The organism is Rhodococcus sp. 06-1460-1B, assembly GCF_002258475.1.
Lineage (GTDB): Bacteria > Actinomycetota > Actinomycetes > Mycobacteriales > Mycobacteriaceae > Rhodococcoides > Rhodococcoides fascians.
Window position 1 is genome coordinate 1 of the sequence record NZ_NOYS01000034.1, and the last position, 20,334, is coordinate 20,334.

Here is a 20,334-nt window from a genome sequence, read left to right on the forward strand (position 1 = left end):
TCATCACTACGCGATGGCCCACCCACAACACGGGTACGACACGCCCGAGCTGCGGCTACGCCGCCTCACCGAATGTCCACCACCCCACGGGACTTACCCGTGGAAGATCGCTCCCGGCTCGATCCGGGTCAAGGCTCTAAATCGAGATGGCTCCGTTCACTTGGGGACACGCCAACCTCTCAGGTGATTAATCCGACGGGGATTACCCGAAACCATGTACCAGGTACTGCACGTACCTGATACTGTGCGAACACCTTATCGCGACGAGCTGCGCAGACAGAAGAGGAGAGACCGGTATCTATACAGAAATTGCTGGTCGAGCGACAGCCAGTCTTGTGACCTTTGGAAATTCGATTGCCCTCGCCGGCCAGGCATTGCGGTGGGCCGTGCGCGATATTGTCACCGGACGGTTTCCGTTTCGGGAGTTTGTCACACAGACGTGGTTCGTCATCACCGTAACGACGTTGCCAGCGATCCTGGTCGCGATCCCGTTCGGCGTTATCGTCTCGGTGCAGGTCGGAAGTCTAACCCAGCAGGTCGGGGCCACATCTATCGCCGGAGCCGCCGGTGGACTCGGGATCATTCAGCAGGGGGCACCGATCGTCACCGCGCTCCTGCTCGGTGGTGCGGCAGGGTCGGCCATCGCCTCTGACCTTGGCGCACGCACCGTCCGTGAAGAAATCGATGCCATGGAGACGCTCGGACTAAATTCGACACGTCGACTCGTCGCACCTCGATTCGTCGCGGTTCTCATCGTCGCTCCGATGTTATGCATGCTCATCGTGTTTACCGGTCTCGTGGCCGGCTACATCCTTAGCGTCAACGTCCAGGGCATCACGCCGGGGAGCTACGTCGCATCGTTCGCATCGTTCGCATCATCGGCGGACATCCTTGTAGCGCTGATCAAGTCAGTGGTGTTCGGTCTCGTGGTCGTGACAATCGCGTGTCATCGGGGCCTGTCCACGAAAGGTGGCCCCAAAGGTGTGGCCACATCTGTCAACGCCACCGTGGTCCTAGGGGTAGTGGCGTGCTTCGTCATCAACGTGTTCATCACCCAACTGACCATCATGTTCGTCCCGCAGACCATCGGATGACGGAGAACACGTGACCGCAGTACCATCCACCCGTTATAGTTTTGTTACTCGTCCGATCGTGCGTGCTGTGACACCCCTCGCTGAGGTCCCCGCGCAGCTCGGGCACATTACAACATTCACCATCGACACCGTCGCCGGAATTCGGCACGTCGCAACCACCTATCGACGACAGACGTTTTTATTCATACAGGAGTTTGCCTGGGGACGAGGCGCTGTACTGGTCGGCGGGGGTACCGCGATCGTGCTTGTGATTCTCGGAATGGCTGTCGGGGCGTCCATCGGCATCCAGGGCTACGCCTCGCTAGACCTGGTCGGGATGGGGTCTCTTACGGGATTCATTTCGTCATACGCCAACACTCGAGAGTTGGCACCGATGATCGCCGCGATCGGTTTCGCAGCCCAGGCCGGCTGTCGCCTCACTGCGGAAATAGGTTCGATGCGTATCGCCGAAGAGATCGATGCGCTCGAGTCGATGGCGGTGCGGCCGATTCCGTACATCGTCAGCACGCGTGTGGTCGCGGCGATCACTACCATCATCCCCCTCTACATCGTAACGCTGATACTCAGTTTCGGCGCGGCCAAGCTGGTCGTCATCCTTTTACACGGCCAGTCGGGTGGCACCTATGACTTCTATTTCGATGCGTTCCTCAAACCGCAGGATTTGGCGTTCTCAGTAATCAAGGTCCTCGTTTTCGTGGTGTCGGTCGTCATCATCCACAGCTACCAGGGTTACTACGCCAGCGGCGGAGCAGAAGGCGTCGGCCGCGCGTCTGGTCGAGCGATCCGCAGCAGTCTCATCATCATCGTCGTGGAGGACATGATCTTAACCCTGTTGATGTGGGGTTTCGATTCGGGCGTCAAGATTTCGGGCTAGGAGTTCAAGTGGCTGTATTTCAAGATCCATCAGGACGCGCGCCCTCACTGGCGAACTTGACCCTGCGCGGGATCGGGGTTCTCGTCGTAGTGACGGTTGCCGGCTATCTTCTGGCGGGCAACGCGACCGGAAAATATGAAGACAACACGACAGTGACGATCACCACCGACGCGGTTGGTGACGGGTTGAAGGGCGGATCGGAGGTGAAGTATCGGGGCTTCACGGTGGGCAAGGTGTCCTCGGTGTCGGGGCGCGACCAAAGTGTAAATGTGAAAATCGAGCTCACCGGAGTGAACGACGACATCCGGTTGCGTCAGGGCATGGCCGTGAATTACACGTCCGCCAGCGCGCTGGGGCCGACGGCACTGGAGATTGTCGACCCCGGGCGGGGAGTCCTCATCCGTGATGGCGGCAGCGTCTATGTGAGCAAGCTGCAGTCCGAACACACTTCGGTATCGACCCTGATTCGAAAACTCTCGAAGCTGGTCGATGCTCTCGATCAGCCGGCGTTCAATTCTGTGGTGAAGTTTGTCGTCGATGATTCCCAAACGTTTGCCGATGCCGGCCAGCTCATGTTCCAGATCGCGCAGCTCACTCGGGACGTTCAACAGCGGCCAGTGGGCCAGGATTTGGCGATCGCGGCAGACCTGTCCCAGGGCGTTGCCGACTTCATGACGCCGTTCGTTCCGGGCATCCTCATAAACGTCGACGTCGCTGACTTCTTCGCCACCGACGAGGCCATCAATCAGGCCACAGGCAACCTCAACAGCACCGGCGCGGTTCTGTTCGGGGGACTGGGAGGACTGTTGAGCGAAAACTACCCGGCGTTGAGTTCGGTACTGGACGTCGGCCTCGATCTGGCGAGGCCGGTCGCCAGATCGGCATCGGGACTCGCGCAGACCATTTACACCATCCCGCAGATCCTGGACAGCATCGACAACGCCACGCCGCAAGTCGGCGAGCGAGTACAACTTCAGGTCGCCCTGGTAGTGCAGACGTCACCTGCGCTGCAGAGCGCGCTTGCAGCAGGAGGACCAAGAAGATGAAGCTCAAGTCGTTAATTCCCACCATCGTCAAGATCGTCGCGTTCGCCGCAGTCATCGGCGTTCTCACCTACGTGATCATCGCCATCCTCGAACCCAGCTCGGACGGAGCGAGTTCTGAACGGTCTGCGGTCTTCTCCGATGCATCTGGGCTCAAGCCTCGCGACGGTGTGCGTTTGGCGGGAGTAAAGGTCGGTTATGTGACGGCGATCGGCCTGAAAGGGCCCACCGCGGTCGTTCATTTCCAACTGAACAACGACGTCGCGATCACGTCGAGCACCACCGCCGCCGTGCGTTATCAGAATCTTCTCGGACAGCGATATGTCGAATTGATCGGTGCGGCACAGGGAAAGACACAGGGGGCGGCGCTCACACAGGTGGCACTCGACAAGACCGTTCCCTCATTTGATGTGTCCACCTTGTTCAACGGGTTCAAGCCGGTGTTCGACACGCTTAACGCCGACGAGATCAATGAACTGCAGTCCAACTTGTTGCGCGTTGCTCAAGGTGATGGGAGGGGTATATCGCCTGTTCTGGAGCAGGTCGCCAACATCACCGCCTACGGGGACCAGCGGTCTGAGATCATCACGAATATCGTGACGAGTCTCGGCCAGGTCTCCGACCAACTCGAAGGCCGCTCGGCGCAGCTGGTCGAACTCGTCGACCAGCTGGGATCGATCGTCGACGCCTTCAGCCGCGTGAGTGACCGGTTGCGGGAGTCGCTGGGCGAGGTCAACCGGTCCATGGAGAAAACTGTCATCGCCGGGGAGCAACTTGACTCAACGTACGACCAGAGTTTCGCGACGATCTATCAGCGTCTGGCGCGAGAACCCGGGGAGTTGGAGGGGCTGCTGAATGGCGCGATACTGCTCAAGCCCCTTATGGACTCGCTGAACGCTTCGACGAATTCCACGCCGAGTGAGGCACGATGTTCGAAAGGCCTTCTGCCCCTGCCGGATACAGCCACGATTGCGCTTATGGGGCAACGATTGGTGGTGTGTAAGTGAGGTTGTTCAGTCGAAATCGACCGCATCACCAGTCCGAACGCAGACGCGACCTCATCGTCGCCGCTGTGGTGGTGGTGACCGTGGTGGTCGGTCTGGTAATCGCCGGGACCGTGTATATCGCACCGCCCGGCCAAAAGGTGTACTCGGCTCAACTGGTCAACACCGGAGGGCTGGAGTCGGGTGATCAGGTGCGTATAGCGGGGATAAGACAGGGAACGGTGTCGTCGGTGGACCTCGCGGGAACGTTTATCACAGTCGAATTTCGACTCGACGACTCAGTGCCAGTCCGTTCGGATGCCACCGCAGCGGTTCGCCTGATCACGCCGATCGGCGGGCGAGTTCTCGATCTGGACCCAGGGTCAGGACCGACCTCGCTGTCGGGGGCGATCCCCCTTGTTCAGACATCGAGTACTTACGACATTTCGGACACGCTCGAGACGACGACGCCGGTGTTCCGCGATGTAAAGGGCGTCGATCTCCGTCAGACTGCGTCGCTGCTGCAGAATGCGTTCTCCGACGGCAACACAAACATTCCCGACGCACTGAGGAACACCAGCAGTTTGATGGAACTCTTAGAGCGACAGTACGGTCAGCTCGACAAAGCGGTCGCTCTATCCGATGAATACGTCAACGCTTTCGCCGATCAAAAACAGGTGCTGGTCGACTTTCTCCGTCAACTCAGCTTCCTTGCCAGTACGCTGGGACCTGATATCGATAACGTCCGCGGCGGGTTCGACCTTCTCAGTCGTCTGTTCAAACTTCTCACGAGGCCGCTCGTGGCTTACAGCGATGGAATCGAACCGTCTGTCCAACAATACAAGACGCTCCTCGACAAGGTGTCGTCAGAGCTGCCAGGCTACTCCGATGCCCTGGCCCAGGTTGATCAGATCACTCAGCGCCTCGGCGTCCTCCTCCAGGCGCCGGTCGGTGCGTCGACTACCACAGAACCAGAGGTTCGTGTGTGCATTCCGAGTGGTGACGACAAATGTTGACTACATGGATCCGAAGACTGTTGCTCCTGATCGCCGTGGTGGTTGTGGTGGTCGCTAGTGTGGAAATAGGGGGGAGGGTGTCCGACGACACGCGCTCCCTGTGTGCCGAGTTCACCGACGCATCGGGCCTCTTCGAAGGCAACACAGTAGCCATGCTCGGCAAGAAGATAGGCAGCGTCGTCGGGGTGCACCAGAATAGTGATCAGTCCGGTGTAAGGATCGACATGCGGATCGACAAGAGCGTTCCGCTGCCCGCCGACGTCGGCGCGACTCTGGTGTCGACATCCATCGTGACCGAACGTCAAATCGAGTTCACCAAGCCGTACTCTGATGGAGCCCGATACGAGACGGATCAGTGCATTCCGTTGAGTAAGACGAGAACCCCGCTGGGAATCAGTCAGACGCTCGACTCGATCAGCAACTTGTCCGAGGACCTGGTCAAGGACAACGGCAGGAACACCGACGCGATCTTGCAGTCCCTCGAGCTCGTCTCCCGCAATCTAGAAGGAACGCAGGGTGACGTGGCCGGGATCATCAAGGACTCAGCCACGCTCATCGACGACCCGGCAAAGCGGGATATGCAGATTCGCAGCATCGTCGGGAACCTCGCCGCACTGACGGGGGTGGCAACCGAGAACGACAAAGAGGTGACCGCCCTCTTCGACAACTTCGTAGGTGCCATCGAGGTCATCATCGCGTTCGGCCAGACCTTCGGCTCGGCAGTCGAGTACGCGGGGACGTTCGTTCCGATCCTCTCGAGGTTCGCAACAGATTTCGGTCCCCCGATATTCGCGATCGGTGATGCTGCCGTTCCGCTCATCGCCGACATGGGAGAGCAGCCGGACATGGTGGTAGCGATCGCAGCCCGCACGGCAGACCTCATCGTGAAACACCCCGATGCCAAGTCAATTGTGCAGGCGTTCGCAGTGTCGCTGCCTTTGCGAAGCCTGGTCGGTGGCTGCGCCGCGCCGGTGGCAAACGGAGTCTGCGGGTCCAGCGATGTATCGAGGACGATCGCAGGGATGATGGGGGGAGGGGCCTGATGATCTCGGTCAATCGCGCATGCCTCGGACCCATGGTGGTCGCACTGATGGCAACGATAGTTTTCGTGACATCGTGTGGGATCAACGCCGACAATCCGCCGACGATAGCGACCTCCGACGCGGACGGTTACGACATCCAGATGGAGTTCACCAGCGCACTCAACTTGCCTGCCCTCGCAAAAGTTCTCTCGGGGGGAATCAGCGTCGGGTTCGTCGAAGATGTCACGTACGAGAACGGGCATGCGGTCGTGAAAGCTCGCATCGACAACACGACTCAGCTGCCGGGGGAATCGCGGGCTGAGCTGCGTCAGGACACTCTCCTTGGTGAGATCTACGTTGCCATCCTTCCCCCAGCCGAGCCGTCGACGGGTGCCTTGCTGCGGTCGGGTTCGGTGATCCCGTTGGCACGGACCGAGCCGGCAGCAAATGTCGAGGACGTCATGCGCGGGATGTCGAATGTCCTCGGGGGCGGTGAGCTCGACAAGATCCACACCGCGATCTCGACATTGAACACCACGTTCCCCAAGGACTTGCAGCAATTCGACGCCCTATACCAGACAACGCTGGAGACCGTCTCGGAGGTCTCCTCGAATACCGACAAACTCGACGTAGTGTTGAGGTCGGCGGATCAGACTCTGAAAGTGATCTTGGACGATCCGTCGGGAATCGACCGGATGCTGACCAAGGGCGGACGCAACTTTTCTGGCCTCGGCTACTCCCTGATCGAGGTCGCGTTACTCATCGCCAACTTGCGTGATTTCGCAGTGTCCGCGGGCAGGATCGTGGATCCGGAGTACTTACGGATAAAGGAGTCAGTGGCCGGGATCGCCCCGGTGATCGATTCGATCGCCAACTCCGACATCTACTCGAAGTCCGTCACGGAGCAGGCAACGAGCGTCATCCGCGACAAACTCATTCCATTCGTGCGGTCGCCCGACATTAACCTCTCGGACATCTCCATCGATGGTCGGGACCTAGCGCGGCGTGACGCCGAATCCTTCATAACCGTGTTGAGATCAATCGGAATGATGCCGTGAACCGCAGCAGCACGCTCATATCGATACTGGCTCTCGCCGTCGTGTTCGTCGTAGGGCTCGGCTACCTCGTCGTCGGCGTGGCACACATCAACCCCACCCGCTCCGAGTACTCCTTAACCGCCATCATCGACAGCTCAGGCGGTCTGCTGGACACATCGCCGGTGATGGTGCGGGGGGTACCCGTCGGAAAGGTGTCCTCGATCAACGTCGCGGATTCGGCAATTAAGGTCGAGATGACGATTGATTCCGACCACAAGATCCCCCAGGACAGCGAGATGTCTATCCAGAATCTGTCGCTCGCGGGGGAACAGTACATCAACTTCGTGCCCGCGGGCACGGCAACCGGTGGGTACTTCGATAACGGAGACGTGGTGCCCGCGGACGCGGTGCACGTGTCGCAATCGGTTCCCCAGGTGTTGCCAAAGTTGGCTGCAGTGGCAGATGGGCTCGACCCGGAATCGATCGAGTCCATCAACAAGACCGTCGCCGAGGCCGTCGCCGGACGGCAGGACGACCTCGACACGATCGGCGACATGATGCACCGTGTAGTCGATTTCGTCGGCAAAGATGGGTCCGTCCGGGTGACCGCAGACAACGCCGAGTTCCTGCTCGGCCTCTTGGCCGATGCCGGGGACGTCCTCAGTACGGCATCTGTACGCACCCCTGACGCCGTGAACGGGCTGGCGCGGATTCAACGGGCGTTCATCAGGTTCACAACCACCTCGTACGACAAGTGGCCTCCCGTGTTGAAGCTTGTGGAAAAGCTCAACGGCTATATTCAGATCCTGCAGCCGGATCTGCTGACGATCACCCGGGCGGTGAAACCGGCGACCGAGAAAGTTGCCGACACATACGTCGACTTCGGGTCGATCGGCGACCTCCTCGGCCGGACTTTCCCGGCGTCGCGACCAGGTCGCGCCGAGGTCCCCGTCACCGTGTCGCCGCCACTACGGTGACGCCCCGTCCGCAAGCGACTGTCACCGTTATTACACAGAAGGTCCCACATGACAAATGACGACCGAACGAAACCGCACCCCGAGCCCACTGAAGTCGAGGACAGCGCGGCCGCAGCGACGCCGGATGGCGATCTACTGATGGACGAAAACGCCCCAGCCGCGTCCGCCGTAGCCACGGCTGGGGCTGGAGACAGCGACGTCGACCCCCCCTCGCCAGGTGGGCACCGCTGGTCAGCATCGCCGCGATCACGTGCCGTGGTGGTTTCGGCCGTGATCGTGGTGCTCGCTGTGCTGGCCGGCGTGTTCGCCTACCTCTACCTCGAGGCCGACGAAGCGAAGTCGGTATTGGAAAACGACGCCGCGCAACGGGCCGCCGCGGCGAAGGCCGCCTCGGATTACACGACCAGATCCCTGACCTACAGCTACCAGAACACCGACGCCTTTTTCGCGGCAGTCAAAGAGGACGCGGGTGAGGCTCTAGTCAAGCGGTACGACGAGGTTCGGCCGACGCTGACCCAGATTATCCAGCAGGCCCAGGTGCAGGCGTCGGGACGCGTTCTGGCCACCAGCGTCACCGGTGAAACCGGTGACGCCGACGGAGAATACACGGTGATGGTCTTCGCGAGCCAGAAGACGCAGAACGTGCAGAATCCACAACCGAGTGAACTGCCGACATTGTTGAAGGTGGTCGTGACGAAAACCGCCCAGGGCTGGCAGATTCAGGACTATGGCCCAGCTGAATGAGACGGCTGCTCCGCAGAAGGAGTTCCACGAAGAGCAAGATGCAGGACGGTACTCATTCTTCGACGCGGTCGCAGATGTCGGCGGGGTCGACGCCGGTGAGGAGTTGGGTGATCTCTTCGGGTGGCGGGTGCCCCCTCGATCGGGTCAGTGATCCGTCCCGGTGTTTCCGGAGGGTTCGTCTCAGGGAAAGATGAAACCTCATGGCAGCAGGATCGAAGCGGTACTCGGCGGAGTTGAAGAAGGATGCCGTCGACATGGTGGCTCGGTTGGTGGCGCAGGGCGATACCGAGTGGGCGGCGATGCGCAAGACCGCGGATTTGCTCGGTGTGGGCGCCGCTGAGACCGTTCGTCAGTGGGTTCGGAAGGTACCCGTCGACGGCCCGGGCAGCACTGTCGAGTTACGTGCCGACGCCGAGGTCATCAGGAAGTTGCGTCAGGAGAACGCCGAACTCAAACGGGCCAACGGGATACTCAAGGCGGCGTCAGCTTTTTTCGCGGCCGAAATCGACCGGCCACACCGATAATTGTGGACTTCATCGGCACTCACCAGGGAAACCGGGTGGGTGCCGATGGTCTTGTCTGGGGTGTCGACTCGATGTGCACGGTGCTCTCCGAGCACGGTATGCACATCGCCCCGTCCACGTACTACGACCATGTCACTCGGGTGCCGTGTGCCCGAATACTGTCCGATGCACATGTCATCGATGCCATTCACATGCTCCGGACGCGGCAACCGCTCGCACGGGTTCTCGGTTCGCGGAAGACCTGGATTATGTTGCGCAGCAGCGGTATCGAGGTAGCTCGATGTACCGTCGAACGACTGATGCGGGAAATGAGGTGGCACGGTGCGCTCAAAAAGAAAGCGGGTCCGCACCACCGTCGCCGATCCGACCCACCCGCGGGCCGAGGATCTGGTGAAGCGCCGGTTCACCGCGGTGGCACCGAACCGGCTGTGGGTCGCCGATTTCACCTAATGCCGCACGATGTCGGGGTGGGCGTTCACGGCGTTCGTCGTCGATGTGTTCGCCCGGAAGATCGTCGGGTGGAAGGTCGCATCGGAGATGACCACCAGCCTCGTCGATACCGCCATCACTAACGCGATTGATTCCCGAAAACGTTCTGGTGTAACTGCTTTGAGTAATCTGATCCACCACAGTGGCGCTGGATCCCAGTACACGGCGATCGCATTCGGGCAGCGTTTGGCGCAGGAGGGCATCGCGGCGTCGATCGGAACGGTCGGCGACAGTTACGACAATGCCCTTGCCGAATCGGTGAACGCCGACTACAAGAATGAGCTCGTCGACAACGGCCCTCGCTTCCCCGGTGCCGCGGAATTGTCGTTGGCCACCGCACAGTGGGTCGCGTTCTACAACCGCGAACGCCCCCACAGCTACTGCCACGACCTCACGCCCGACCACGCCGAGCAACTCCACTACGATCGCACGCGCACCCTCAATCCGGAGGAGGCACTCACGCAGTGAGCCCTCCGGAAATGCCGGGACGGATCACAGTTTGCGAGTGGTCGAACACCGACAGAATCGGGAATGTCGGGATTTTGCAGGCCTCCTCGCCGTGCCGACGGTCGAAGACACAGCGATGGTCACCACGGCGCTGAAGACGGCGTTGCGGCGACGAGATCACGGTGGACACCGCGTCGGCTCAGGGCTCATCCATCACAGCGATGCCGGCAGTCAGGGCGGATTTAACCTGTCGTCGCAACACAGTGCCGTGAAGCCGAGTTCATCTGCTCTGCAAGCACTTCCGCTGGGGTTCGCCACCCAAGTGTTTTGCGCGGGCGGTTGTTGAGTGCATCCGTCACGGCCTGAACGTCACTTCGACGGTATCGAGCGAGATCGGTTCCCTTCGGAAAGTATTGTCGCAACAATCCATTGGTGTTTTCGTTCGTTCCCTGCTGCCAGGGGCTGTACGGGTCGCAGAAGTACACACGGATCCCGGTTTCTGCGGTCAACTCCGCATGACGTGCAAGCTCCGCCGCGGTCCCAGGTCACCGATCTGCGCAGGTGCTCCGGCAGCGGTGTCATCGCAGCCTGGAGTGCATCGCAGACCGACTGACATGTATGGGCCCAGGACATCTTTGACCGATTGTCATCGACACATCGTTACCCGCTTCTGGGGCGGTGGGCGTTGAAGTTCCGAATGGCTTTGGTTGAGGTTCGCGCGTAGACGCCGAGCTCGGTGGTTCCGTCGAGGACCCGAAAGTAGTTGTCTTCGACCACGACAGTCACGATGGTTCCGGCATGGGTACGGCCGACCTTGAGCAGCTGACCGGTCACCATGACCCGGCCGTCTTTCGGGACGCGTCGCTGTACGGTCTGCGGTCCGGCCGGCGGCGGCGCGGGCAACGTTCCCGTAGCTTCCCGTGCGCCGGTCAGACCCGCGAGCTGGCTGGCATCGAGCGGGTTCGGCAGTGTCGCGAGCAGGACGTTGTCGACACTGGCGTGGATCAGCCCTGAGGCGATTCGCAGCGTCACTCGTGTTCCCGCTCTGTCGGCTCCGAGGTGAAGTCGGTGACCGGCGAGGATGACGGTTCCGTCTCGTCCTGCGGTTCGGTCGACCTCGATCGGTCTCGGTTTGGTGGGCAGGACTGCGGTGTCTACTGCCGCTGTTGCCGGAGATGGTCGGCCCTGGCGTGTGCCGCGCATGGCGAGGCGTTCGAGGTCGGTGTGGGTCAGTCGCGAGCGCACTGTCTTGATCACGGTGTCGTCGAGGATGACATGAATGCTGACCAGGTCGATCCACAGGGTGACGGTCCGTCCGGCGTGGTTGCTTCCGATCCACAATTGTTGCGCTCCAGCGACATTGGTCACGCCGCTCGGTGGTACCTGGGTGTCGAGCTCGATTGCACTGCTGCTTCTTTCACGGCCCACCGTTGTCAGGCTGGAGCTTGCAGCGGTGAGAGTTGATGACGAATCGGACTGGCCGTTGTCGGTTGTTCCGTCGTGATGCTCGTGGTGGGCTCGCGCACGGAACAAACTCGCGGGTGTTGCCATGTCCAGACTCTGGTGGGGCCGCAGGGTGTTGTAGGCGTGCACCCATTCGTCGAGGGCGGCTTGGGCAGCAGCGATGTCGGCGAATGCGCCTGCCTCATCGAGGAATTCACGACGAAGGGTTCTGTGGAATCGTTCGATCTTGCCAGTTGTGGTGGGTGAATGGCGTCGGGTCAGTCGTGCGGTGATCCCGAATTCTCGGCATGTTCGCTCGAACAGCACTTCGGCCGGCAGCGGCCGAGTGTGTTTACCGGTGAATTGCTTCCCGTTGTCGGTGAGTACCTCGAACGGCGAACCCCACTTGTGGATGGCAGCGATGAATGCTTCACATACTGCGTTCCCGGAGGGGTGCTCGAGGACGGTTGCGGTCACGATGAATCGTGAGTGGTCGTCGATTCCGGTCAGCATTTTGCACTCGCGTCCGCCGACGAGGAACATTCCGCCGACGAGGTCGAGCTGCCATAGGTGCATCGGCGCTTCGCGCTGCCAACGTTTGTAGACTCGTTTATGTTGTTGCTCTTGATGATTGACCAAGCCGTTGCGGACGAGCGTTCGGTGGACGGTCGCGCGAGATGGGGTTCGGTCTCCGATTCTTTGCTTAGCTCGAAGCAGATGCGGCGTGCGCCCCACCGCCGGTGATGTCGTCGCATCTCGCAGATGAGGGCTTCGATGTCGGGCTGGATACGGTTCGGGCTCGCATGTGGTCGTCTCGACGAGTCGACAAGTCCGTCGATACCCGAGTTTTCGTATCGCTTGCGCCACGCTGTGACGGTCTGTCTGGAGACGCCGAATCGCTCGGCGACGTCGCTGACCGGTGAGCCGTCGTTGACCTCGGTAATTGCTCGGAAAGCGGACCTGGACAGTGAGTCGTTCGGCGATGTTGGCATCGGATTCGAGGGGCTGAGGGGAAGGCACACCCAACGATCACCAAAGCTGGTGAAGCGTCAGATATGTGCCGATGACGTTCCGTCAAAGATGTGTTGAACCTTTACACGTCACCGACTCCGATCCGTAACCGGACAACGCCGGCCCGTTCTTCACCGGGGGCGCATCCCCGTACCCATCCTTACGTGGCAGATGCAGCAACGTGGTGAATCTGCTGGTGCGTTCGACAAGCGTACCCACTGTGGACCTGCCCAGCCCGATGATCAGACCTCCTTCCCAATGCCCTGGCGTTTTGCGATCAGCGACTTCGTCTGGCCGCGAGCCGATGGTGACGTCATCGGTGATGAATCCGGTGCGGAGCTTCTTCGCTCGCGCCCTCGGCTCGCGCAATGCTCGTCCGGTGCGCAGGCACGCCACCAACTCTCTATCCTGCGCTCCACGTCCTTCGATGCAGAGGGATTGGTAGATCGCTTCGTGGGAAATGCGCATCGACTCGTCGTCCGGGAAGTCGATCGGCAGGCGGTTGGCGACCTGTGCCGGGCTCATGCGCTGGCCCATCGTCGGTCCGCTCTCCGTGCCTTGTTGCGTCCCTTCCACGATGCGAACGGGCCGACAACCTCACCGTTTTCGTCGCGGATCACGCCCGAGAGCACTTCCTGTACGTACTCTCGAAGAGGTTCGTGTTCAACGAGTTTGGCTACCTTGGGTCGCCTTGCCGCAAGATCGGCTTCCATTGCGCCACTGATGTGCGGTACTCGACCTTGCCGCCGCGGGTGGCAGCGTTGCGGCGGAGTTCTCGCGAGATCGTCGACGGTGATCGCCCCGATCTGGTCTGCGATATCTCGCATGCTCATACCGTTCGCGCGAAGCAGGGCAATCTCCTCACGTTCGTGAAGGTCAGATACCTCCCCGTGGGCGGGGCCAAGTCAATCGGCGGCATACCTCCAGCGTGACGGAACCACCGTGAACCCACCGGCCCCGACACGCCGCAAGCGGTGCCGCGTCTTCACTGGTCAACCCCAACGCGATCTGCGCCCAGAACTCGCGTTCGAGATCTCGGCGTACCGGCGGACGACCCGGAGATTTCATCACCGCCCGCCCAGTCAACGTCGCCGCCCATTCTGGTGGTCGTCCCATCGAAACACCCTCCATCCCTTGAGGTGTTGCGTCGACCGGTTGAACCTGGTCAGTACACGTCGATCGCGTTCGCGGAAACGCTTGCGCTCGAGGGGATTGCGGCACCGATCGGCAGCGTCGGGGATGTGTAAGACAATGCGTTGGCCGAGAGCACAATTGGGTTGTTCAAGACCGAGGGAGTATCGAAGAGAGGCCCGTTCCTGAACGGCCCGCTAAAGACCATCGACGATGTCGAGTTCGCCACGATGGGATGGGTCGACTGGTTCAACCAACGCCGCCTCCCACAGCACCCTCGACTACCTCACACCAGACGAATTCGAGAAGGCCTACCACAGTCAAGAATCGGCTCTCCGCCCGGAGATGTTGCAAGCGTAGGAGCGGCAAGAAACCCGGGACGGTTCACTGACACGGCGCGCCGTCTGGTGGCGTTGCTTCACCCGCCTGGGCGCTATCGGACTGGATGCTGGGGAACGCCCCAGGGCGCAAAGCGGGTCGGTCAACCCTGATGTTCACTCTCTGCTATCGACTCAACTTCCTCGAGCGTGGTGGGGATGTGGTACGGCGGTCTGCTCGTGCCCGAGATGCGATAGCGGTCCCAGAAATCAGGGTCGCCCACGACGCACTCGGCGCGTCCCTCTGGTGTCGCAAAGACGGCAACCGTGCGCCTTCCCGAGAGGGCGGCGTGGAGCGCATCATTCTTGTCGATCCTTCCGTACCAGGTGTATAAGCCGTTGAGGGGCTGGAAATAGCCTTTGATCTTCACCCCGACAGCAATCTCCTTGCCACGGCACACCAAGGTGCCCTCGCCGGAGTAGTCGAGATCGTGGTCGTCAGACACGCAAGGCTCACTTTCTTCACATCAAACATTGACAAAAGAACGCATTGGCGCAGACACTATCAGTATCTGGTACCCGGAGTACGGGTATGAAGTCGAGACTCAGCTCGGCCCGGAACGCAACGGAGGTGTCACATGACCGTTCAAAATGTGGAGACCAAGCCCGACGTCTCAACGGAAGGCGCTGCGCGTGTCAGCGCCCGCAAGCCCGTCGACATGCAGAGATCTGCCGGCCGACTGCTGCGGGCGGCGGCCGAAAAATTCTATGACGCGGAGATCGACATCGATTGGGACTCACCCTGGGAGGAAGGAAAGTACTACCTGCCAGAGCATCGGGTCTCGCTCTACGGCACCAAGCTGTGGGAGAGAATGAGCGACGAGCAAAAGGCGGAACTCGGGCGCCACGAAATCGTCAGCATCCTCAGCTTCGGTATCTACGCGGAGAATCTGCTCAGCTCGGCGCTGCTCCGAACATCCGCCAAAGGCGCCCTGACAGATCAAAGGTCCCTCTACGCCCTTAACGAGATCGGCGACGAGGCACGTCACTCGACGATGTTCGCCCGACTGATCAACAAGACGGGCCTGGCACCGTACAAGTTGCCGAAGGGGTTCTTGAGCATCGCGAAGATCTTGCACTTTGTGCCTCTCGGCCCGTCCGTGTCCGGCGCGACTCTGCTCATCGAGGAGATCCTCGACCGCGCTCAGCGCGAGGCGATGAATGACCCGAAAATGCAGCCGCAGCTGCGCCAGCTCATGAAGATCCACGTTCTCGAAGAGGCCCGTCACATCACGTTCGCGCGGCTGGAAATGGTGGAAGGGATGCAGCGTCGCGGACGCATCTCGCGCGCCTGGCATAGAGGCACGTTGGCGGCCATTGCGAACTTTGCATACCCGTTGCTCATCAATCCGAAGGTATATCCCGATGTCGGAATCAGCCGTCTGCGCGGCCTGTGGGCGCAGCAGACGAGCCCGAACTATCGCGTCAACTTGCAGTTCATGTCCGAGCCGATGATCCGATTCTTCCACGAGGCCGGAATGATGGAGGGGAAGTTCACGATGGCGATGTGGCGCGCAACGCGCAGCCTGCCCGACGATCTGCGCTAACACGCCCGGCCCGGTCCGCGCGTCCCACAGCCCATTCCTCGACCCCACGACCGGATTCCTCGGTTCGTGGGCTTGGGCGGATGACATTCCCACACCTGCCACGCGTCACGGCGCGCCGTGCGGGTCCGTTTTCTGCATTCGATCAGGAGATTTTCACAATGCCGTCCTCCAACGCCAAGTCCGCCGCCACGGCGACAGACCCGGGAATAACCGAGCCCATCACTACCAAAGTTCTCATCATCGGCAGCGGCTTCTCTGGCCTCGGTATGGCCGTCCAGCTCCGCCGACGCGGGTACAGTGATTTCATCGTTCTAGAAAAGGCCGACTCCGTCGGTGGGACGTGGCGCGACAACACCTATCCGGGATGCGCGTGCGACGTACCGTCACTGATGTACTCCTACTCGTTCGAGAGTCGCGGTAGCTGGTCGAAGGTGTGGTCCTCGCAGCCCGAAATCGAGCAGTACCTGAAAGATATCTCCAACAAGCGTGGTGTCACTCAGAAGATCCACTTCGGGCAGAAGTTGGTCTCCGGATACTGGAGCGAGTCCGAATCTCGGTGGCACCTGCGTACCGAGTCGGGCCGGGAGTACGTCGCGCAGTACATCGTGTCCGGTGTCGGCGCTCTGCACATCCCGAATTTTCCGAATATCCCCGGAATCGACGAGTTCGCCGGTCAGGCGTTCCATTCGGCACAGTGGGACCACACGGTGGATCTCCAGGGCAAGCGGGTGGCCGTCATTGGCACCGGTGCCAGCGCGATTCAGTTCGTGCCGTTCGTGCAGAAGGACGCCGGCACACTCACGGTCTTCCAGCGAACCCCGGCTTGGGTACTTCCACGCAAGAACTTCGCGGTGCCGCCGGTACTTCGGACGCTGCTCAGCAAGATCCCCATTACTCGCCGCCTCGCTCGGTGGTCGGTCTACTGGGGCGCAGAGAGCCTGGCCTTCGGGCTCAACGGCCACTCCAACCTTATGCGACCAATCGAAAAGGTGGCGAAATGGAACATCGAGCGTTCTATCACCGACCCCGAGCTACGCCGGAAGCTGATGCCGTCCTACCGCATCGGATGCAAGCGCATCCTGGGATCGAACGACTACTACCCTGCGCTCGCCGCCCCCAACACGACAGTGATCAGCGATCGGATCGAAAAGATCACTGCCGATTCGATCGTCACCCCTGACGGCGTGTCACACCCTGTGGATGTGATCATTTACGCCACAGGGTTCCATGTCACGGACGGGTTCGATCAACTCGCGCTCAAGGGCGCTCGGGGCGAGGACTTGCCGTCGCACTGGCACCGGACGGGCATCAATACCCACCTCGGCATCACCACCGAGGGCTTCCCGAACCTGTTCTTCCTGCTCGGACCTAACACGGGTCTTGGGCACAACTCTGTCGTGTTCATGATCGAGCAGCAGATCAAGTACATCATGAAGGCCATCGACGCCGTCGACAGTCGAGGTGCGGAGCGTGTTGATGTGCGGGCCGAGGTTCAAGAACACTTCAACAAGAGCATCCAACACAAGCTCGCCAAGGGCGTGTGGACCAACGGCGGATGTACGAGTTGGTATCTGGACTCGCAAGGTGTCAACCGTACGGTGTGGCCCGGGTTCACCTGGCAGTACTGGCGAGCGACGAAAGACTTCGAGCCCGCCGAGTACGAGATCGCCTGACAATCCAACCGTAGGTCATCGAGAAGTGAGTATCCGACAGTGAGTAGTTCGACAGCAGGCAATTACGCGACCCAGGTCGCAGTCGTCACGGGAGCCGCCTCAGGGATCGGTCGGTCCCTTGCCCTCCAACTGGCCGAACGCGGGGCCAGCCTTGCCTTGTCCGACGTCGACGAAGTGCATCTCGAGGAGACGGCGGACATGTGCCGTACCGCGCATCGTGCGACCGTGGAGACCGCGGTGTTGGACGTGGCAGATCGTGCTGCGTTCCAGGTTTACGCAGAGAGCGTGCAGTCGTCTTTCGGGCGCGTCAACATGGTGTTCAACAATGCCGGCGTCGCCCTCGGCGCCGACGTTGTCGACATGTCCTGGGAGGATTTCGACTGGCTGATGGGCATCAACTTCGGTGGTGTCGTCAACGGGACCAAGGCGTTCCTGCCTTATCTGATCGCCTCTGGTGATGGTCATCTGGTAAACACCTCCAGCGTCTTCGGTCTGGTCGGGATCCCCAGTCAAAGCGCTTACAACGCCGCGAAGTTCGGTGTGCGTGGCTTCACCGAAGCGCTTCGGCAAGAGATGAAAATCAGTCGGCATCCGGTCACGGTGACATGCGTTCACCCCGGCGGCGTCAAGACTAATATCGTCAACAACGCTCGTGGTGTATCCGATATGGGGGCAGATACCGCCACCATTGCCTCGATGTTCAACAACATCGCCAGGACCACTCCGGAGAAAGCTGCGTGCGCCATCCTCAAGGGAATGGACAAGAAGAAGCCCCGAGTGCTGATCGGCGCAGACGCACGTGGCTTCGACTTTGTCGCACGCGTTGTCGGTCCGCGCTACCAGGACATCTCTGCGCCTGTCACACGCGCGGGCTACGCCTTGGCTCGTAAGCGGGGGATCATCAAATGACCCTCGAACAGGAGAATCGGCCGGGCACCACCGCGCGATCGCGAACGCTGACCGTGTCGGAGGTCGTGCAGGAGACCAAGGACTCCGTGAGCATCGCCTTCGAAGTGCCTGACGAGATCGTCGACGATTTCAAGCATCTACCCGGGCAGTTCATTACGTTGAAGATCCCGTCCGACCAGACGGGCCACGTCGCACGATGCTACTCGCTGAGCAGTTCGCCTCATGTCGATGACTTCCGCCTCGAGATCGGGGTGAAGCGCACCGCTGGGGGGTATGCGTCGAACTGGTTGTGTGACAACGTTTCCATCGGCATGGAGGTGACCGTCCTCACGCCATCGGGAAAGTTTACCGCTAAGAGCCTCGACGTCGACTTGCTCTTCTTCGCTGGCGGAAGCGGCATCACTCCGGTTCTGTCGCTGGTGCAGTCGGCTCTGGTGTCGGGCAGTGGGGAAGTTGTCCTGTTCTACGCAAACCGTGACTCCGATTCGATCATGTACAAGTGCCGGCTTGAGCAGATTAGATCTGAATTCGCCGAGCGGTTCACTTTGGTTGACTGGCTTGAGTCGGAGAACGGGATTCCCACATCAGAGGCTGTAGAAAAGATTATTCGTGAACACAAGGGATCGGCAATTTTCACCTGCGGGCCTTCCCCTTTCATGGATCTTGTGGAAAGCTCTGCCGCCGCATGCGGAGTGGATCATTCGGATGTACATCGAGAGGTATTCCAGTCGCTGACGGGTGACCCGTTCGACACCGCAACACTGCGTCGACTCAGTGACGACGAGGGTGTAGCTACGGCCACGGTTTACCTGAACGGAGAGTGCATCACCACGGAGTGGCCACGTAACACGCCTCTGCTCGATGTGCTGCTCTCGCGAGGGCACAATGCACCGTACTCGTGCCGAGAGGGCGCATGCAGCGCGTGTGTGTGCAAGCTCATCGATGGCGATGTCGAGATGGTGCAGAACAACATCCTCGTAGACGACGACATTGAAGACGGCGAGCGACTCGCGTGCCAGGCACTTCCGCTCACCGACGCTGTGACGGTGAGTTTCGATGACCTCTGACTCCTCGAAAGCTGGCCTATTGTCGCGGCGGTCGCGGGAGGTTCTCTCCAGTGACGGCACGAGGCTGTTTGTCGAGGAGTACGGGCTCGGTGATGATGCGCCGCTGTTGGTGTTCAGCCACGGGTGGGCTTGCCAAGGTCGGTTCTGGAGACCTCAGATCGAGCACTTCGCCACCACACACCGTGTGGTGGTGTATGACCAACGAGGGCATGGCTGGAGCGACCGGGGTCGCGCGCCCTTCTCTTCGTCGGTGCTCGGCGACGATCTCGAGGCTGTCTTGCGCGCTGTCGTCACGTCTAATCGTAAGGCATTGGTGACCGGTCATAGTATGGGCGGGATGTCCATCATGGGTTGGGCTGCCGAGCACCCGGAGTCGGTGCCCGTCTTATCCCGTGGTGCCGTCTTGGCGAGTACCGGCCCCTCGCAGTTGGTGAGTAAATCGACGCTAATTGGGTCGCCACGTCGATTCCGCGCCTCACTGGAGCGGGCATTCGCAGCCGGGCTCGCCACCGCGGGACCGGAGATGCTTGACACTCGCTTCAACCGACGGTTGGTGAAATACGGGACGATGGGTCCACACGCGCCAGCAGACGTTGTGGCTGAGTGTTCCGACATAGTACTGCGGTGCCCCCCTGCGGTTCGGGGAATGTGGGGCAGGGTCCTGGCCACCATCGATGTGAGCAAAGGAATCGACTCACTTACGGTTCCGACGACCGTGATCGTGGGCTCGGCCGACAAGTTGACACCCGCGGTTCATTCCATTGATCTCGCCGACCGACTGCAGCAGCGCCGCCGGTTGCATGAGTTCGTGGCGTTGCCACAGATCGGTCACATGATCAACATGGAGGCACCAAACTATTTCAACGAAGCAGCGGCCCGATTGGACGCAGCCACGGTAGGCGATGGCTTTTGAACCGTCGACCGGA

19 protein-coding genes and 3 pseudogenes are annotated in these 20,334 nt (G+C 60.6%); 17 read left to right on the plus strand and 5 right to left on the minus strand.

All coding sequences use genetic code 11. The features are described from left to right. Positions 1-386 precede the first annotated feature (386 nt). From CH268_RS20135 to CH268_RS20180, 11 genes and pseudogenes are all read left to right on the plus strand, one after another. A complete protein-coding gene (locus CH268_RS20135) occupies positions 387-1,094 on the plus strand; it encodes an MlaE family ABC transporter permease (RefSeq protein ID WP_228139276.1) in 708 nt (235 codons plus the stop codon). A 10-nt stretch (positions 1,095-1,104) separates the two neighbouring features. Next, complete coding sequence (locus CH268_RS20140; RefSeq protein ID WP_027498257.1) at positions 1,105-1,968, plus strand: ABC transporter permease; 864 nt, start codon at positions 1,105-1,107, stop codon at positions 1,966-1,968. Between the two features lie 8 nt (positions 1,969-1,976). After that, a complete protein-coding gene (locus CH268_RS20145) occupies positions 1,977-3,014 on the plus strand; it encodes an MlaD family protein (RefSeq protein ID WP_068052708.1) in 1,038 nt (345 codons plus the stop codon). After that, positions 3,011-4,018 carry an MlaD family protein gene (locus CH268_RS20150; RefSeq protein WP_068052711.1) on the plus strand — a complete coding sequence of 336 codons (1,008 nt, stop codon included), beginning with the start codon at positions 3,011-3,013 and terminating at the stop codon, positions 4,016-4,018. The genes CH268_RS20145 and CH268_RS20150 overlap by 4 nt, the downstream gene beginning before the upstream one ends. Next, entirely contained in the window at positions 4,015-5,010 is a 996-nt protein-coding gene (locus CH268_RS20155) for an MlaD family protein (RefSeq protein WP_027498254.1), read from the plus strand. The genes CH268_RS20150 and CH268_RS20155 overlap by 4 nt, the downstream gene beginning before the upstream one ends. Next, positions 5,004-6,053 carry an MlaD family protein gene (locus CH268_RS20160; RefSeq protein WP_027498253.1) on the plus strand — a complete coding sequence of 350 codons (1,050 nt, stop codon included), beginning with the start codon at positions 5,004-5,006 and terminating at the stop codon, positions 6,051-6,053. The genes CH268_RS20155 and CH268_RS20160 overlap by 7 nt, the downstream gene beginning before the upstream one ends. Continuing rightward, positions 6,053-7,090 carry an MlaD family protein gene (locus tag CH268_RS20165; RefSeq protein ID WP_032370850.1) on the plus strand — a complete coding sequence of 346 codons (1,038 nt, stop codon included), beginning with the start codon at positions 6,053-6,055 and terminating at the stop codon, positions 7,088-7,090. Before CH268_RS20160 ends, CH268_RS20165 begins: the two co-directional genes overlap by 1 nt. After that, positions 7,087-8,046, plus strand: coding sequence for an MlaD family protein (locus CH268_RS20170; RefSeq protein ID WP_027498251.1), 960 nt, complete (start codon positions 7,087-7,089; stop codon positions 8,044-8,046). Before CH268_RS20165 ends, CH268_RS20170 begins: the two co-directional genes overlap by 4 nt. A 48-nt stretch (positions 8,047-8,094) precedes the next feature. Further along, on the plus strand, positions 8,095-8,790 hold the full coding sequence (locus CH268_RS20175) for a hypothetical protein (RefSeq protein WP_027498250.1): 696 nt from the start codon (positions 8,095-8,097) through the stop codon (positions 8,788-8,790). Beyond that, a complete protein-coding gene (locus tag CH268_RS27965; protein WP_155288583.1) occupies positions 8,774-8,941 on the plus strand; it encodes a hypothetical protein in 168 nt (55 codons plus the stop codon). The genes CH268_RS20175 and CH268_RS27965 overlap by 17 nt, the downstream gene beginning before the upstream one ends. A 49-nt stretch (positions 8,942-8,990) precedes the next feature. Continuing rightward, a pseudogene (locus CH268_RS20180) lies at positions 8,991-10,271 on the plus strand (IS3 family transposase). 221 nt (positions 10,272-10,492) lie between these two features. Here CH268_RS20180 and CH268_RS20185 read toward each other — a convergent pair. The 4 genes and pseudogenes from CH268_RS20185 to CH268_RS28570 all read right to left on the minus strand — a co-directional run. Then, positions 10,493-10,847, minus strand: a pseudogene (locus tag CH268_RS20185) (IS30 family transposase); the annotation flags it as partial. Between the two features lie 63 nt (positions 10,848-10,910). After that, entirely contained in the window at positions 10,911-12,269 is a 1,359-nt protein-coding gene (locus CH268_RS20190) for an integrase core domain-containing protein (RefSeq protein WP_094665721.1), read from the minus strand. Beyond that, positions 12,200-12,685: a helix-turn-helix domain-containing protein gene (locus CH268_RS20195; RefSeq protein WP_094665722.1), complete on the minus strand. Its 486-nt coding sequence runs from the start codon at positions 12,683-12,685 to the stop codon at positions 12,200-12,202. Before CH268_RS20195 ends, CH268_RS20190 begins: the two co-directional genes overlap by 70 nt. Positions 12,686-12,767: 82 nt before the next feature. Next, positions 12,768-13,229, minus strand: coding sequence for an IS30 family transposase (locus CH268_RS28570; protein ID WP_441346991.1), 462 nt, complete (start codon positions 13,227-13,229; stop codon positions 12,768-12,770). Between the two features lie 722 nt (positions 13,230-13,951). Here CH268_RS28570 and CH268_RS28575 point away from each other — a divergent pair. Further along, positions 13,952-14,101 (plus strand): annotated as a pseudogene (locus tag CH268_RS28575) (IS3-like element ISMyma10 family transposase); the annotation flags it as partial. A gap of 215 nt (positions 14,102-14,316) precedes the next feature. Here the strand turns inward: CH268_RS28575 and CH268_RS20205 are convergent. Beyond that, the gene (locus tag CH268_RS20205) at positions 14,317-14,658 is read right to left on the minus strand and encodes a DUF4873 domain-containing protein (protein ID WP_027498244.1); all 342 of its coding nucleotides are present in this window, start codon (positions 14,656-14,658) and stop codon (positions 14,317-14,319) included. Positions 14,659-14,790: 132 nt separating this feature from the next. Here CH268_RS20205 and CH268_RS20210 point away from each other — a divergent pair, with 132 nt between their 5' ends. The 5 genes from CH268_RS20210 (at position 14,791) to CH268_RS20230 (ending at position 20,321) form a co-directional block, all read left to right on the plus strand. Further along, a complete protein-coding gene (locus CH268_RS20210; protein ID WP_027498243.1) occupies positions 14,791-15,759 on the plus strand; it encodes an AurF N-oxygenase family protein in 969 nt (322 codons plus the stop codon). Between the two features lie 158 nt (positions 15,760-15,917). Beyond that, positions 15,918-17,432: a flavin-containing monooxygenase gene (locus tag CH268_RS20215; RefSeq protein ID WP_027498242.1), complete on the plus strand. Its 1,515-nt coding sequence runs from the start codon at positions 15,918-15,920 to the stop codon at positions 17,430-17,432. A gap of 39 nt (positions 17,433-17,471) precedes the next feature. Next, the gene (locus CH268_RS20220) at positions 17,472-18,341 is read left to right on the plus strand and encodes an SDR family NAD(P)-dependent oxidoreductase (protein WP_027498241.1); all 870 of its coding nucleotides are present in this window, start codon (positions 17,472-17,474) and stop codon (positions 18,339-18,341) included. Next, a complete protein-coding gene (locus tag CH268_RS20225; RefSeq protein WP_027498240.1) occupies positions 18,338-19,408 on the plus strand; it encodes a ferredoxin--NADP reductase in 1,071 nt (356 codons plus the stop codon). The genes CH268_RS20220 and CH268_RS20225 overlap by 4 nt, the downstream gene beginning before the upstream one ends. Next, the gene (locus CH268_RS20230; RefSeq protein ID WP_027498239.1) at positions 19,398-20,321 is read left to right on the plus strand and encodes an alpha/beta fold hydrolase; all 924 of its coding nucleotides are present in this window, start codon (positions 19,398-19,400) and stop codon (positions 20,319-20,321) included. Before CH268_RS20225 ends, CH268_RS20230 begins: the two co-directional genes overlap by 11 nt. The last annotated feature ends 13 nt before the right edge of the window (positions 20,322-20,334 follow it).